The 14,766-nt window shown below is 69.8% G+C and carries 12 protein-coding genes; 4 read left to right on the forward strand and 8 right to left on the reverse strand.

Annotation, left to right across the window (positions count from 1 at the left end):
• Window positions 1-4: 4 nt before the first annotated feature.
• From DAERI_RS16060 to DAERI_RS16070, 3 genes are all read right to left on the reverse strand, one after another.
• The gene (locus tag DAERI_RS16060; RefSeq protein WP_133162050.1) at window positions 5-2,011 is read right to left on the reverse strand and encodes a hypothetical protein; all 2,007 of its coding nucleotides are present in this window, start codon (window positions 2,009-2,011) and stop codon (window positions 5-7) included.
• A gap of 86 nt (window positions 2,012-2,097) precedes the next feature.
• Window positions 2,098-3,561: a potassium/proton antiporter gene (locus DAERI_RS16065; RefSeq protein ID WP_103130454.1), complete on the reverse strand. Its 1,464-nt coding sequence runs from the start codon at window positions 3,559-3,561 to the stop codon at window positions 2,098-2,100.
• 124 nt (window positions 3,562-3,685) lie between these two features.
• Entirely contained in the window at window positions 3,686-5,029 is a 1,344-nt protein-coding gene (locus DAERI_RS16070; protein WP_103130504.1) for a lamin tail domain-containing protein, read from the reverse strand.
• A 211-nt stretch (window positions 5,030-5,240) separates the two neighbouring features.
• Between DAERI_RS16070 and DAERI_RS16075 the strand changes: the two genes are divergently transcribed.
• Window positions 5,241-6,260, forward strand: coding sequence for a phenylalanine--tRNA ligase subunit alpha (locus DAERI_RS16075; RefSeq protein WP_103130455.1), 1,020 nt, complete (start codon window positions 5,241-5,243; stop codon window positions 6,258-6,260).
• Complete coding sequence (locus DAERI_RS16080) at window positions 6,257-6,562, forward strand: hypothetical protein (RefSeq protein ID WP_103130456.1); 306 nt, start codon at window positions 6,257-6,259, stop codon at window positions 6,560-6,562. The genes DAERI_RS16075 and DAERI_RS16080 overlap by 4 nt, the downstream gene beginning before the upstream one ends.
• 134 nt (window positions 6,563-6,696) lie before the next feature.
• Here the strand turns inward: DAERI_RS16080 and DAERI_RS16085 are convergent, their stop codons facing one another.
• Window positions 6,697-7,059, reverse strand: coding sequence for an endonuclease domain-containing protein (locus tag DAERI_RS16085; protein ID WP_235610429.1), 363 nt, complete (start codon window positions 7,057-7,059; stop codon window positions 6,697-6,699).
• A gap of 123 nt (window positions 7,060-7,182) precedes the next feature.
• On the opposite strand from DAERI_RS16085, the gene DAERI_RS16090 reads away from it, so the two are divergent.
• Complete coding sequence (locus DAERI_RS16090) at window positions 7,183-9,642, forward strand: phenylalanine--tRNA ligase subunit beta (protein ID WP_103130458.1); 2,460 nt, start codon at window positions 7,183-7,185, stop codon at window positions 9,640-9,642.
• Between the two features lie 49 nt (window positions 9,643-9,691).
• Here the strand turns inward: DAERI_RS16090 and DAERI_RS16095 are convergent, their stop codons facing one another.
• On the reverse strand, window positions 9,692-10,906 hold the full coding sequence (locus DAERI_RS16095) for a hypothetical protein (protein ID WP_103130459.1): 1,215 nt from the start codon (window positions 10,904-10,906) through the stop codon (window positions 9,692-9,694).
• The gene (locus DAERI_RS16100) at window positions 10,903-11,934 is read right to left on the reverse strand and encodes an NUDIX domain-containing protein (RefSeq protein WP_103130460.1); all 1,032 of its coding nucleotides are present in this window, start codon (window positions 11,932-11,934) and stop codon (window positions 10,903-10,905) included. Before DAERI_RS16100 ends, DAERI_RS16095 begins: the two co-directional genes overlap by 4 nt.
• Window positions 11,935-11,974: 40 nt before the next feature.
• Between DAERI_RS16100 and DAERI_RS16105 the strand changes: the two genes are divergently transcribed.
• Window positions 11,975-13,249, forward strand: a complete 1,275-nt coding sequence (locus DAERI_RS16105; protein ID WP_103130461.1) for an aminotransferase class I/II-fold pyridoxal phosphate-dependent enzyme — start codon at window positions 11,975-11,977, stop codon at window positions 13,247-13,249.
• Between the two features lie 3 nt (window positions 13,250-13,252).
• Here the strand turns inward: DAERI_RS16105 and DAERI_RS16110 are convergent, their stop codons facing one another.
• Window positions 13,253-14,401 (reverse strand): permease prefix domain 1-containing protein, encoded by a 1,149-nt coding sequence (locus DAERI_RS16110; protein ID WP_133162051.1) that lies wholly within the window; start codon window positions 14,399-14,401, stop codon window positions 13,253-13,255.
• On the reverse strand, window positions 14,385-14,723 hold the full coding sequence (locus tag DAERI_RS16115) for a PadR family transcriptional regulator (RefSeq protein WP_103130463.1): 339 nt from the start codon (window positions 14,721-14,723) through the stop codon (window positions 14,385-14,387). Before DAERI_RS16115 ends, DAERI_RS16110 begins: the two co-directional genes overlap by 17 nt.
• Between the last annotated feature and the right edge of the window lie 43 nt (window positions 14,724-14,766).

The following is a 14,766-nucleotide window of genomic DNA, read 5'->3' on the forward strand; positions in this document are numbered from 1 at the left end:
GGGGCTACTTCCCGTCCTGCAAGGTGTACGACCGGCCTCCGATACGGACGAGGCCGGTGCTCGGCTTGCCGCCCTCGGAGTCGGGCAGGAAGGCGAAGGAGCGCACCACATGGCCGTCGGCGTACTGGAGTTCCAGCGTGTTGCCCACGAAGCGGTAGGTGCCGCTGCTGCTGCGGCTGCTCGTGGCGGTCACGCCGCCCGTCACGCTGCCGGACGAGGTGCCCGTGTCGGTGAAGGTCGAACTGGCGCCGCCCGAGGCTTCGCGGGAGAAGCGGCCATCCGGGGTGAAGCGCAGGAAGGCTTCCGAGTAGCTGCTGCTCAGCCCACCCACCGCGACCGAGGCGGAGAAGCTGCGGTACGTGCCGTTCAGCTTCAGCCCCGAGACGGGCCGGATGGCGAGCAGGGTCGTGCCGCCTAAGTCGTAACTGCCGTCCGGCTTCTTTCTCAGCGGCTCGGGCTTGCCGTTTCCGATCCTGAGCTGCCCATTGCGGAAGGAATACACCTCGCACACCGGCAGGCCGTTGGGGTGGGTGCGGGAGCAGTCGGCGTCCTCCAGCCCCTCGTCGGGTTCGTCGGTGTAGACGTAGCCGTTCTTGTCGAAGATGTAGAAGCTCCAGCACAGCCCGCCGCAGTACCCGCCCACGTCCGCCTGCCAGCTCGCGTAGGCCCCCGAGAGCCCGCCGGAGCCCTTGGGTGGGGCCGGGGCCTTCGTCTTTCCGTAGCGGGGAATCGGCGTGGGTTTCACGGTCACGCTGCACTCGGCGGTGCGGGACACGTACAGGGTGCGCCTGCCGTTCTCCTCCCCGTAATAGCCGGACTTCTCCGCCCAGGGACCGCTGACGAAGTCCACGTCGCCGTTGTCGTCGTCCTGGTCGCTCAGGAGGTCCAGGCGGTACTGCCCCTCCGCGCCGTTCACCCGGTAGCGGTTGCCGGGCAGGAGTTCCAGCGGCGGCGCGGCCTTCCCGTTCGCGTTGATCTGCACGCAGGCGTAGCGACCGGGTTTGGGCGTCCGCAGGCCGAAGGTCAGCCGGGCGTAGTCCTCGCGCGGCCCGCGCTGGTAGCACTCGAAGTCGATCTGCTTGTCCTCCGGGCCGACGTTCTGGAGGTTGATGCTCTGGCCGTAGTCGTCGAAGCCCAGGTAGGCGTCGTCCGTCCCGGCGAGTGGCCCGGAGGTCCAGCGCACCTTGTTCAGCGTCCCCTTCACGGTCGTGTAGGCCCCCGAGCCGAAGACCTTCGTGCCGTCGCCGACCCGGTACTGCCGCCCCTCCAGGATTTGCAGGCGCAGCGGGGGTTTGGCGTAATCGCTGCCCCGCAGCTCGGCGTAGCAGCGGAACTCGTCGGGAATGGGCTCCACTTCGGGGTCACGCCCGGAGGCGACGAACTTGGGAGTGCTGATCGCGGTGACGCTCGGCCAGGTGCCACCCGTGGGTGGGGTGGGGGTCGCGGGCCGGGTCGTCCCCTGCGCTGGGGGCGTCGGCGCCTTGGCCTGGGTCCCGGAAGGGCTTGCCGGGTCCACCGAGTTCAGAAACGCTTCCAGCCCCGGCTGGTACTTCTCCAGCAGCGCCAGGCTGGATGTGGTGTAGTGCGCCGCGAACACCTGATTCCCGTGGAGCACGGCCAGGAAATACCGGAAGCGCGGCTGTCCGTTCACGGTGCCGATGACGACCTGGGTGAGTGCCCGGTCGCCCTCGTCCGTCTTCTCCGGCTGCACGGGGCTCGTGCGCTGCCCGGCGAGGTCGCGTGAGTTGTTTGTCACGTGCGTGGCGAACCAGGCGGCGAAGTCGGCGGGGGCCTTCGCGGGCGGCAGGAACCGCACCGTCACCACGTCGCCCGCCGCCAGGCCCGAGGGGCTCAGGACGAGCGCGCCCGCCTCTGTGCGGGAGGTCCACCCGGCGGGGACCTGGTACTTCAGCCCGCCGAACTGCCCGGAGCCCTGGGCCGCGGCGGTCGTCAGCGGGAGGGCGAGCAGGGCGGCGACGAGAATCTTCAAGGGGGCGCGGACATGAGCCACAGGGAACCTCCGGGGGACCTTCGTTCGGATCGGGACAGAATCGCCGCCCAGCCTACCGGACCCGGCGCCCGCCTCCCACCCCCTGTTCAGCCCGCCGTGCCCAGGCGGCGCCGCACCTCGGTCAGCTCCTCGCCGCCCGCGAGCACAAGCACGCTGTCCCCCGCCGCGAGCTCGGTCGCCCCCTTGGGGATCAGGAACTCCCCGGCGCGGTGAATCAGGATCACCAGCGCCTCGGGCGGCAGGTGCAGGTCCACGATGCGGGCGCCGTCGGCGTCGCTGCCGGGCCGCACCTCGACCTCCACCATCTCGTTCTTGTTGTGACCGGTCGGCGTGTAGGTGATCGGGTAGGCGGCCCGCGGCGGCAGTGTCTCGCGCACCCTCAGCCAGCGGGCGACCAGGGTGAGGGTCGTGCCCTGGAGCAGCACGCTCGTCAGCACGATGAAGAAGACCACGTTGAAGAGCGTCTGCGCCTGCGGCACCCCGGCGAGGGGCGGGAAGGTGGCGAGGACGATGGGCACGGCGCCCCGCAGCCCCACCCACGCGACCATCGTTTTCTCGTTCAGCGGCATCCGCGCCCGCGCCAGGCTGAGATACACGCTGACGGGCCGCGCCACGAAGACGAGGACCAGGGCGCACGCCAGCGCCAGGCCAGCGGTCGGCAACAACTCGCGCGGGTTGACGAGCAGCCCCAGGGTGAGGAACATCCCCACCTGCATCAGCCAGGCCAGCCCGTCGTGGAAGGAGATCAGGCTGCGCTTGTGGATGAAGTCGGCGTTGCCCAGAATCACGCCCGCGATATAGACCGCGAGAAAGCCGCTCCCGCCCAGCACCGCCGTCCCGCTGAAGATCGTCAGCGCCAGCGCGAGGGTGAGGACCGAATACAGCCCCTCGAACTGGAGCTGCACCCGGTTGAGGACCCACAGCGCCACCCGCCCCAGCACGACCCCCAGCACCGCGCCGAGCACCATCTGCCGCAGGAAGAGGGGCACGATGTCCAGGACGCCCGCACCCGGCGAGGCAATGAGCTCGATCAGCCCGACCGTGAGGAAGACCGCCATCGGGTCGTTCACCCCCGACTCGAACTCCAGCAGCGGGTCGATGTCGCCCTTCAGGCCCAGATTGCGCTCCTTGAGGACGGAGAAGACGGCGCTGGCGTCCGTGCTGCTCACGATGGCCCCCAGGAGCCACGCGGCCAGCCACGGAAAGCCGAAGGCGAAGTGGGCGAAGGTGGCCATCACCCCCGCCGTGAGGAGCACGCCCAGGGTCGCCAGGCTCAGGCCACGTTTCACCACCGGCTGCACGAGCCGCCAGTTGGTATCCAGCCCGCCCTGAAAGAGGATGAAGCACAGGGCGAGCGTGCCCAGCGCCTGTGCCAGCCGGTAGTCGTAGAACTGGATGCCCAGCCCGTCCGACCCCGCGAACATTCCCACGCCCAGGAACAGCAGCAGCCCCGGGATACCCAGCCGCCCGCCCAACCGGCTCACGACCAGGCTGGCGAGGAGCAGCACACCCGCCGCCAGCAGAAAGGCCTCCGCGTGAACCTCACCCACCGCCCGACTCCGCGCTCCGCCACTCAATCATAGGGGCATGCTCGCACACGGCCCCACCGAGCCCAAGGCCAACAATAAGGACGTGGGGAGCCGCACAGGCCCGCCCGCGTCCTGAAGGTTCGGTCTACAGGTCGCCCGCGAGCCAGCGCACCACGTTCTTGCCCAGGTTCGCGTTGCTCAGGTTCCCCCAGTTCTGGTACTGGCTGGTCGTGCCGTCGCTGAAGGTCCCGTCACTGAAGGTGCTGGTGTCGCCCCAGGCGGCCACCCGGCCCGCCCCAACGCTGTTCACGCCCAGGTACGTCTTCCCATTGGCCCCCAGAACGCCCGTGCCCGCCAGCACGTCGATGCTGGTGCCCACGTACACTCCCGCGCTCGCCACGTCGTCCCCGCTGCCCGCCCCGCCCACCACGATGGGGTGACTGCTCGCCGTGGGAGTCGCCGTATACACCGGATCACTGAAGCTGGAGTTGAAGGAGTGCCGCAGGGCGAAGAGCGTGTCGCTGTCCAGGCTGCGCTGGAGCGAAGTCGTGACGCTCGCGGGCGTGCTGCCGTCCCAGCCGCCAAAGACCTCCGGGCTGTCCCACCCGTCGTTGTCGCGGTCGGAATCGCGGTGATCGCTGACCATGAAGAGCCCCCCGCCGCTCTGCACGAAGGTCTGAATGGCCGAGCGCTCGCTGTCCGAGAGCGGGTTCTGCGGCTCGGCGATGACGAGGACCTTGGCCCCGCTCAGCGCGGTGGAGGTGATCGCCGTCCCCGTCAGCGCCTTCACCGTGTACCCCAGCCCGCGCAGCGCCGCCGCGTAGTCGCTGTAGGCGCCGTCGATGCGCCAGTCGGCGTTTCCGGCGTCCTCCTTCTTCGTCAGGTCGAACAGCACAGTGTTCCCGGTCGGGGTGGAGGTGCCGCCGTTCGCCGCGCCAGGTGTGGCCGCCTGCACCCGGAAGTCCGCGCTGTTCGCGTCCGTATCCTGCCCGTCGGGCACGCGGGCGAGGGCGGACCCGGCGCCCGTGGTCGGGGCGGGTAAGCCCTCGCCGCGTCCGGTCGTCGGCGTGCCGTAGGCGACCGCGTCGATCACGGTGCCGGACCTCAGCAGGCGCAGGCTGGCGCTACCGTTGTTCAGGTCGGCGCCCGAGTTCACCAGCGTGCGGCCCGGCACGGTCGTGTCCTGCGCCACCACGTAGTACCCGCTCGCCGGGATTGTGCCCGAGAGGGTCAGCGTCCGGTACGCCGTCCCCGCCGTGTCGTGGGCGGTCAGGGTGTACCCGCTCAGGCTCTTGCCCGCCGGTCCGCGCAACTCGATGAAGGTGCCCGCGTCCGTGCCCGCCGAGTCGTAGTACAGCTCGTTGATGACGGGTTCCCCGGTCGCGGCGAGCGACCCGAGGGCCGGAGTCTCGGCGCTGGACCGGTCACCGCAGGCCGCGAGCGTGAGCGAGAGGGCGAGCAGGGCGGGCAGGGTCAGGCGCGGATTCACGCGCCCCACTCTGCCGGGCCAAGTGTGATCGGGCGGTCAGGCCCCCACCTTGACCCTCCCTGCCGTGGCCGTTACCCTGAAGCCATGACGCCCCGCCCCGGTCCACGTTCGCCCTTTACGGGCCGCGGGGCTGCGCTGACCTGAGAACGGTCGAGCGTCCGTCCCCGCCACTTTCGCGTGGCGGGGTTTTTCTTTTGCCCGAGGAGTCCCCATGAGAGAAGAAGCCCTGCAAGCCATCCAACAAGCCCCCGACCTTGATGTCCTTCAAACCGTCAAGACCCGGTATGTGGGCAAGAGCGGCCTCGTCACCAAGGAACTCGGGTCGCTCGGCAAACTCCCCCCCGAGGAGCGTAAGCGCCGCGGCGCCGAGATCAACGCCCTTCGCCAGGCCATCGACGCTGCCCTCACCGAGCGCGAGACCACCCTCAAACGCGCCGCCCTCGACGCCAAGCTCGCCTCCGAGGCCATCGACGTGACTCTCCCCGGCCTGCCCCTCCCGGCGGGTGGCCTGCACCCGATCAACCGCGTGTATGACGACCTGATCCGCATCTACGAGCGCATGGGCTACGCGGTGATCGAGGGGCCGGAGGTCGAGGACGAGCACCACAACTTCGAGGCGCTGAACGTGCCGTGGTATCACCCCGCCCGCGACCTCCAGGACACCTTCTGGCTGGAGGACGGCCGGTTGCTCCGCACCCACACCAGCCCCATGCAGGTGCGCTACATGGTGGACCACGAGCCGCCCCTCAAGGTCGTCGTGCGCGGCAAGGTCTACCGCTACGAGGCGACCGACGCCACCCACGAGGCGATGTTCCACCAGCTTGAGGGCCTCGTGGTCGGCGACGGCATCAGCATGGCCGACCTCAAGGGCACGATTGCCGAGATGGCGCGCGGGCTGTACGGCCCCACGGCCAAGGTCCGCTTCCAGCCGAGCTATTACCCCTTCGTCGAGCCGGGCGCCGACTTCGCGGTGTGGTGGGAGAACCCGCGCGGCGAGAGCAAGTGGCTGGAACTCGGCGGCTGCGGCATGATCCACCCCAACGTGTTTAAAGCGGTGGACGATCTAAGGGAAGCTCAAGGCAAGCCCCGCGTGTACGAGGGCAAGACGGGCTTTGCCTTCGGGCTGGGGCCGGAGCGGATCGCCATGCTCAAGTACGGGATTCCCGATATCCGCTACTTCTACGCGAACGACCCGCGGGTGCTGGGGCAGTTCAGGGGGGAGTTGGGGTGAACGTGGAACAGGCGATTAGGGTCGATGAGCTGGAGAAAGCGTTCACCCTGATTCTGGATGGATTACGGCGACGTGGTAGCTCTCTCCCTGTCCCTGACGACTATTACTGGCTGCTTCTTGAGGAGCAAGAGCGCTATGACATGAGTGCAGAGCCGAAGACGCTCGGGGTCGGGCAGTTGTCTGAAGACTTGTACTTTCTGAGGAATGCGCTAGCGGACGTTGACGGAAATCCTTTGGACGTTCACTTGCTCTCTAAGTTGTTGCCGATTCTTCAGAACATCGTGGATCGGAACTTCGGTTGATGTATAAGGTCTCCTTACCTATGCGTGAACGGAGCGTCTGTGCTTAGGCAGTCCGGGAAGGAGTTGAAGTGAACGCTGGAGGGGTTGCCAGGCCCGTTCACCCCCTCCCAACCTCCCCCCTCAAGGGGGAGGGGTTAAAGCTCCCCGCGAGCTTCCAGGGTCTGCTGTATTCGTTCCAGGACGCCGCTCAGGTTGTTTCTGATCTCATGGTTCCAGAAGCGCAGCGTCTCGAAGCCGTGTTCGGCCATGTCCGCGTCCCGTTGTCTGTCCGCCTCGCTGTTCAGATGTTGGCTGCCGTCCAGTTCGATGACGAGGCTTTGCTCGTAACACACGAAGTCGGCGACGTACCGGCCCATCGGCTCCTGTCGGCGGAAGCTGACTCCCAGCTTCTTACCCCGCAAATGCCGCCACAGCAGTGCTTCTTCCGGCGTCATCCGGCCCCGCAGCGCACGGGCGACTTCGGTAGACGGGCTCGTCCTCGCTTCCCACTTCACCACGCCCCAGCCTAGTGCCTTCCTTTCTCCCTCCCCCTTGAGGGGGGAGGGCCGGGGAGGGGGTGAACGGGCCTGGCAACCCTGAAAACGACGCCCTCTAGCCTCCTCTCTTCTCTGAGGTTTTTCATGAAACTCCCCTACTCCTGGCTCCAAGAACTGATTCCCCAACTTCCCCCCGCCCCTGACCTCGAACCCATCCTCGCCAGCATGGGCCTGCCGCTGGAGGGCATCGAGGAAGTACCTGCTCCCCCCGAGGGCGTCTTCCTCGCCGCCGTGACGGCTGCCGAACCCATCGAGGGAACGGCGCTCACCAAACTTTCGCTCGACGTGGGGCCGCACGGGACCCGCACGATTGCCTCCGGGGCGCCCAACGCGGTCGGCCTCCCCGCCGGAACGATGGTCGCCCTCGTCACGCCGGGCACGACGCTCGGCGACATGGAGTACGGCGTCCGCCAGATGCAGGGCGTCGAGTCCTGGGGCATGGCGGCGAGCGCGAAGGAACTCGGCATCGGCGAGACCAGCGCGGGAGTGATGCTGTTCCCGGCGGGGACGGCGGCGCCTGGAACCCCGATGCGTGAACTGTGGCCCGCCGACTCCGTCCTGGACGTGGAGGTCACGCCCAACCGCGCCGACGTGCTGAGCGCCCTGGGGCTGGCCCGCGACCTCGCGGCGTTCCTGGGGCTCGACCTCGTGGAGCCGGAAGCGGGGCTCCCGTCCAGCGGCGAGGGCGAGATTCGCGTCACCCTGCCCCCGCGCGGCATCACCCTCGAACGTGACCCCTCGCGCAAGATTCGCTTCGGCTGCGACCACTTCGCCGCCCGCACGGTGAATGGTGTGCGGAACGGCCCCGCGCCCCTGTGGATGCAGCGCCGCCTGACCCTCGCCGGAATGCGCCCCATCGACCTGATCGTGGATACGAGCAACTACGTGATGCTGGAACTCGGCCAGCCCACCGCGCTGTACGACCGCCGGGAGGTCGCGGATGACCAGATCATCGTCTCCTTCGGGCTGCGGCAGGGCGAGATCGTGCGCGACCTGCTGGGGGGCGAGCACACCGTCGGCCCCGAGGACCTCCTCATCCGCGATGGGCGCGAGGTCCACATCCCGACGGTGATGGAGGCGTTCGCCACGGCGAAGGAACCGAAGCCGGGCCAGGGTGTCCTCGGCATCGCGGGCATCGTGGGCGGCGACCACGGGCATGTGAGGGCGGATACGACGGACGTGGTGATCGAGTCGGCGCACTTCGACCCCGTCCTGCTGCGCCGCACGAGTACGCGACTCGGCCTGAAGACCGACGCCGTGTACCGCTACGAGCGCGGCGTCGATCCCCTCCTCGCCCCACGCGGCGCGAACCGGGTGGCGGGGCTGCTGGCACAGTTCGGCGGAGGGCAGGCCCACCCCGGGGCCACCCTCGTCGGCCAGCCGGAGGTACCCGGCCCCATTGAAGTGACTGGGGACCAGATTCGCGCGCTCCTCGGCATGGAGGTGGGCACGGACGAGATGGAAGGCATCCTCACTCGCCTGGGGTGCCGGGTGGAGCGGGAGGGCGACCGCCTGACCGTCACGCCCCCCTCCTGGCGCGTGGACATGAACATCTGGCAGGACCTGGCCGAGGAGGTGGCCCGGCTGCACGGCTATGCCCACCTCCCCGAGACGCTGCCCACCCTGCGCGTTCACGAGAGCAACCTGGGCGCCGAGCAAGCGAGCCGGGAGCGCGACACCCTGCGCCGCACCCTGAGCGGCCTGGGCTTTCAGGAGGTCGTGACCTACACCTTCACGAACGACGAGGAGGCGGTGAAGGCCCGCAGCGAGCGCCCCGGCGTGCGCCTGCGCAATCCCCTCACCGCTGACCGGACGGGAATGAGGACGGCCCTCTACCCCAGCCTCCTCAAAGCCGCGCAGGTTCATCCCAAGGGCGAGCGGGTGTTGCTGTTCGAGATCGGGCGGATTTTTCCGGCAGAGGGGGAGCGCGAGCGCCTCGGCCTGCTGATGCGTGGGCCGCTCGCGCCGCAGACGTACGTGGCGGGGGTCGCCGGGTCCTTCGGCGCCTTCAAGGGCCTGGTGGAAGCCCTCGCTGCCAGCCTGGGTGCCGACTTCGAGCTGCGGCAACTGCGCGGGGACGCCGTGCCCCCCGCCCTCCACCCCGGCATCGCGGGCGAGGCCATGTGGAACGGGCAATCTGTGGGCTGGCTGGGCGCCCTCCACCCCGAGATCGCGGGGGAGTTCGGCCTCAGGGGCGACACCTTCCTGCTGGAGACCGCGCTGCCCCTGCCGGGCCGGACCTGGGCCTTCCGCGACCCCAGCCGCGCCCCCGCCGCCTGGCGCGACCTCGCGGTGATTGCCCCACTGGAGGTCAGCTACGGCGAGATCGCCGCCCTGCTGCGGCGGGGGGCGGGTGACCTCCTCGAAAGCGTCGAGCCCTTCGACGTGTACGTGGGCGCCCCCATCCCGGAGGGGCAACGCAGCGTGGCCGTGCGCCTGGTGTTCCGGGGGCAGCGGACGCTGACAGACGCGGAGGTGGACCCCATCATGGAGCGCCTGATCGGGGCGGTGCGGGCGCAGGGCTGGAGCATCCGGGAGAAGTAATAAGAAGGGGGAGGCCGCACCACCGGGCCTCCCCCCTTGCCCGCCCCCCTTAGCGGAAGAACTTCTTCAGCGCGCCAGCGAGGTTCGTCTCGACCAGCTTGCCGTTCTGGACGTAGCGTACGACCACCGCGTCGCCGGGGAGCAGGTCCATGTCGGCGCCGTCCGCCAGCGGGCCGAAGGCGGTCAGCATGGGCTGCGCGTTGTGCGTCACGCTGGCGCTCAGGTCCCCCGTGACCCGCGCGAAGGGCGAGGGGGTCTTCAGCTCGGCCCCGCTGATCACCAGATTGTTCAGCTTCCGCAGGCCCAGGCTGGCCTCCACCGCGTCGCCCGGCACGCTGGCGCTCGCCCCGAAGTCGGCGCGGGTGGGCGTGAAGCTCAGGCTGGCGGGGGTGCAGCGGTTGGCCGTGGTGCCGCGAATGTCCAGGTCGAGCGCCGCCCCGGCGCTGTAGGTGCGCGTGCGGTAGCTGGCGTTCGCCTTGAGGCTGATGCCGGTGTCGGTCCAGCCATATTGGAGGCCGAGCGAGGCCGGGGGGTTCTGCTCGCGGCCCGCCCAGGCGTTCAGGGAGAGGGCCTCGGGTCCGGCGGTCCCCAGGCACGCGCCCGGCGTCAGGCTGAATCCCGCGGCGGCGAGCTTCCTGCCCTCCTTGGTAAAGGTCGCGCTCGCGCGGGTGGGGAGTTCCTGCCGGATGCGGACCATATACGGGCCAGCCTGGGTGTACTCCACCCACACGGTCGCCGCGCCGCCCTCCCGCCAGTTCACCGCGAAGGTCGTGCCCTCGGCCAGATTCCTCATCACGTACCCGGTGGTCGGCTCCTTGCTGGAGCTGACATTCCCCGCCGCGTCGAGGGTGTAGGTCCCGGTGGGCAGGGGGTTTTGCTGGGTCACGGGCGTCGCGGAGGAGTCCAGGGGCCGGATCGTGCCCTGCCGGGTCAGCATCCGCGTCAGGTCGTGCCCCAGGCCGAGCGGGTTGGTGGAGGCGTTCGGGACGGAGCTGCCCCTCACCCCCATCAACTGGAAGAGGACTTTCAGGTCCGGGTCGAAGTCCGGGCTGGCCGGATTCAGCATGCTCGCCAGCGTCCCGGAGGCCCGCTCGAGGACGGCGGGCACGTTCTGAAGCTCGGTCGCCTTGCCCACCGTGAGCGCGGGCGGCTGCGTCAGCGCGTCGGGGTTGGGGGTGACGATCCCATTCTGGGGACCACAGGCCGCGAGCAGCAGGGCGGAGAGGCCGAGAAGCGCGCCACTTCTAACATTCTTTAGATTCACCTCAGCAGTACATCACGTTGTGGGAGAGCTGTCGCGCGAACTTGAGCACGAGGGGAGGCGACGTGGGCCACCATCGCCCGGATGAGCGGGCCGCCCAACTCGGTTTCGCCCGGCAGGGAGTCCAGGGCAAACCAGGCGGCCCCTGGACTCTCCCCTGCCTGGAGGTGGAGGTCGCCGCCTGTTTCCTGCGCCCGGTACAGCACACTCACGTTGTCGATCACGTCCCCGTGGGGATAGGTGAAGCGGTACTCGGCCCCGGCGTACAGGTGCAGCGGCTCCAGCCGGGCGGCAGAGAGGCCCGTTTCCCCGAAGAGTTCCCGCCGGGCGCACGCTTCAAAGCTTTCACCCGGTTCCAGAACGCCGCCGGGCAGGGTCCAGAGGCCAGTATCCCCACGCCGCAGGAGAAGCAGGCGCCCCAGCTTGTCCGTGACCAGGATGGCGACAACCGGCACACAAAGGGGGAGGCGCCGCTGTCCCGCCACCCTCCGCAACTCGGACAGGTAATTTCCGGGGGGAGGTGGTGGGGGCGTGGGTTCCAGCGGCAAGGGCGGCAGACCCGCGCGTGTACGCAGGACGTTCAGATTCGCGCGGTTGATGTTGCCGCTGAGGGTGGGGAGGTCATCCAGCGCGAACCAGTCCAGGGCCAGCGTTTCGCCGCTGTCATCCGGCTGCGCGTCCGCGAGGGCCGAGGCGGGGAGCGTGCCGTGCGACTGCATTCCCGCGTAATAAATCTCGTGCCCGTTCGGGTAGCGGTGATACATCTCTGGACCGCTGACCAGCCCTTCCTGGGGCGGCAGCAGCCTGAGGTTAGGGCACCTCAACCCCGTTTCCTCCAGCAGTTCACGCCGGGCCGCCGTCAACACATCCTCGCCCGGCTCCAGGGCTCCCCCCGGCGTGCCCCACAGCCCGTCGTCCCCCCGCCGTTGGAGGAGAACCCGACCAGATTCGTCCTGCAGGAGAACACTCACGCCGGCGCCAAGGAGGGGGCGGTGGCCCCACACCTCACGCAGCCGCATCAGTTCGGACATGCCCCGCACCCTACCCCCTCCCGGCGCGTAGCGTGGGCGCATGACTGGCACCCGCCCCCCGCTCGACGAAACCCAGCCCACCGATACCGAGTGGAGCTACGAGACCGCCGCCGTCCAGACCGGCATCCCCCGTGGCCTGGGCCAGACGGTCGGCATCCCCATCCACCAGGCCGCCGCCTTTCAGTTCACCACGCTGGAGGAGGCGCAGGGCGAGTTTCAGCTCAACCAGGGGCTCAGCTACGCCCGGTTGCAAAATCCCACCGTCCGCGCCCTGGAGGAACGGCTCACGGCGCTGGAGGGCGGCGCGGCGACGGTCGCCCTCGCCAGCGGGCAGGCGGCAACCCTCACGGCGATCCTGGGCGTGTGCCGGGCGGGGGACCATGTGGTGTCCACCGCCAGCCTCTTCGGGGGCAGCGCGGGCCTGTTGAACAACATCCTGCCCCTGATGGGCATCTCGGCCACCCTGGTCGAGAACACGCCGCAGGCCATCGGGGCGGCCATGCGCCCGAACACCCGCCTCGTCTGGGCCGAGACCATCGGCAACCCGGCGGGGGACGTGCCCGACCTGTCGGCGTTGGCAGAGATCGCCCACGCGCGCGGCGCCCTGCTGGGCATCGACAACACCTGGGGCGGCGTGGGCTACCTCTGCCGCCCGCTGGAGCACGGCGCCGACCTCGTGACCCACTCACTGACGAAGTGGGCGGGCGGCCACGGCAGCGTGATGGGCGGGAGCGTCACCGTGGGCACCGGGCACGACCTCACCCGCAACCCCATCTACACCGATGGGGGCAAGAACAGCCTCCTGAACGTGCGGGGGGAGGCGGCCCTGGCCTGGCGGCAGCGCTGGTTCGGCGCCCACCAGCTCGGCATGACGCTCGCCCCGCACAACGCCTTCCTGATCGCGCAGGGATTGGAAACCCTCGCCCTGCGCCTGGGCCGCGAGAGTGAGACGGCCCTCGCGCTCGCCACCTGGCTGGGGGAGCAGCCGCGGGTGGGGCGCGTCTCCTACCCCGGCTTGCCCGGCAGCGCCCACCACGACCTCGCCCGCCAGTACCTGCGCGGCGGCTTCGGGGCGGTCCTCACCTTCGAGGTCCCCGACCCCGCCGCGTTCCTGTCCCGCCTGCGGGTCATCCGCATCGCGCCCAACCTGGGCGACACCCGCACCCTCGTCGTCCACCCCTGGACCACCACGCACGGCCGCCTGCCCGAGGCCGCCCGCCGCGCCGCCGGGGTCACCGACCGGACCATCCGCATGAGCGTCGGGCTGGAAAGCCCGGAGGACCTGCGGGCCGACCTGGCGGCGGCGCTGGGGTGAGGCTCAGTTCCCCACGCTGGATTCGCTCCGGGGAATCAGCGTGTAGGGGGTGGCCCGGGGCGCCAGTTCACCGCTGAGCCGCAGCAGCAGCGCGTGGGCGGGCAGTTGGGCGCTCGCATACCGCAGCCGTTGCGCCGGGTCCGCGAGTCGCCGGGCGTCCTGCCTCAGGTCCTCCACGTTCCCCGTCAGCCGCAGGTGGAACGTGTCGTACGGGAGGGCGAAGGCCAGGCGCCCGCTCGCGCCAGGCCGGGCGAGGTCGAAGGCCAGCACGAGGGGGTTGGCCCGCGGGTCCAGGTCGCGGGGCGGCACGTACTGCACCGTGACGAGGGCGTACACGTCCTCCGCTCCGCCCGGCACCCGCAACGTGTGGTGGCTCGCCAGGTCCACGCCGCTCCAGCGCGCACTGTACGGCGCCCGCAGCCCCAACTCCCGCGCCAGCCCCGTCAGTGCCAGGCTGTAGAGGTTGTAGGCCTCGACGGGCTGCGCGGGCGTGCCCAGCCGGAGGGTCACGTCCCCCACCTGAAGCTGGGGATTCACCCAGCCCCGCACCCGCACGTCCAGCCCGGCGTCCAGCAGCGACTGCGCCAGCGTATTCGCGTCGAGGTACACCTGTCCGCTGCCGTAGTCGCGCACGAGCGAGCGGCTGAGGTACGGGCCGAGGTTCCCCCCGCCCGTCTCCACCACGACCGGGCCGGGCGCATTGGGGAAGGTCAGGACGGGCCGGGTCGGTGTGCCCGCCACCCCCACCCCCGCCCCCCGCAACTCGGCCTGGAGGCTCCCGATGTCCAGATACGTGAAGGGCCCGCCGGGCGCGGCATACCTCGGCTGGTAGCCCCGCACCTGCGCCAGTCCGCGCGACAGGTCGGTCGCGGCGAGGAAAGCCCCGCAGCCCAGCAGGGCGCTCAGCATCGTCGTTCGCGCCACAGTCGGCAGGAGGTAGACGCGGGCCAGGCCCACGCTCACCCGCTCCGGCTCGCCCAGTTCGTGCAGCGCCTGACGGGTCGCGGCCTCCGGGCTCAGGCCGATCAGGGCCAGTTCCCGGCGCCGGGCGTCCAGATGCCCGCGCAACTCGGCCTGCACCTCGCGCCGTTTGCGGCCCCACAACCCCTGCGTCGCGCGTCTCAAGTACCGCCGTTCATCCTCGTCCCTCATAACGCCTCCCCAGAGCCTGAAGATGGGTGCTGAACGTCCGGAAGTCCTCGCGTTTGCGGGCCAGGAGCCGCTGGCCGTCCTCGGTCAGCCAGTAGTACTTGACCGGTGCGCCGCCACGGGGCGCGGGCCGGAACTCGCCCTCCACCGCGCCCGACTGCTCCAGCCGGTGCAGCGCCGGGTACAGGCTGCCCACCCGCAGGTCGAAATAGCCGTCCGTCTCCACCTGGGCCTGTTTGCTGATCTCCAGGCCGTACATCGGGCCGCCCTCCAGAATCGACAGCAGAATCAGGTCGAGGTGCCCCTTGAGCAGGTTTGGTTCCATACCCACGTCCTTTGAAAGAAGTCTTGTTTACCGATATCGTTAT

The sequence above is a fragment of the Deinococcus aerius genome (assembly GCF_002897375.1).
In the GTDB taxonomy this organism is placed as follows: Bacteria; Deinococcota; Deinococci; order Deinococcales; family Deinococcaceae; genus Deinococcus; species Deinococcus aerius.

Bases quoted from the DNA above. Each gene is read 5' to 3' on its own strand.
- DAERI_RS16075 (WP_103130455.1), top strand. From the start codon at position 5,241: ATGAGAGAAGAAGCCCTGCAAGCCATCCAACAAGCCCCCGACCTTGAT.
- DAERI_RS16090 (WP_103130458.1), top strand. From the start codon at position 7,183: ATGAAACTCCCCTACTCCTGGCTCCAAGAACTGATTCCCCAACTTCCC.
- DAERI_RS16100 (WP_103130460.1), bottom strand. From the start codon at position 11,934: ATGTCCGAACTGATGCGGCTGCGTGAGGTGTGGGGCCACCGCCCCCTC.
- DAERI_RS16105 (WP_103130461.1), top strand. From the start codon at position 11,975: ATGACTGGCACCCGCCCCCCGCTCGACGAAACCCAGCCCACCGATACC.
- DAERI_RS16110 (WP_133162051.1), bottom strand. From the start codon at position 14,401: ATGAGGGACGAGGATGAACGGCGGTACTTGAGACGCGCGACGCAGGGG.
- DAERI_RS16115 (WP_103130463.1), bottom strand. From the start codon at position 14,723: ATGGAACCAAACCTGCTCAAGGGGCACCTCGACCTGATTCTGCTGTCG.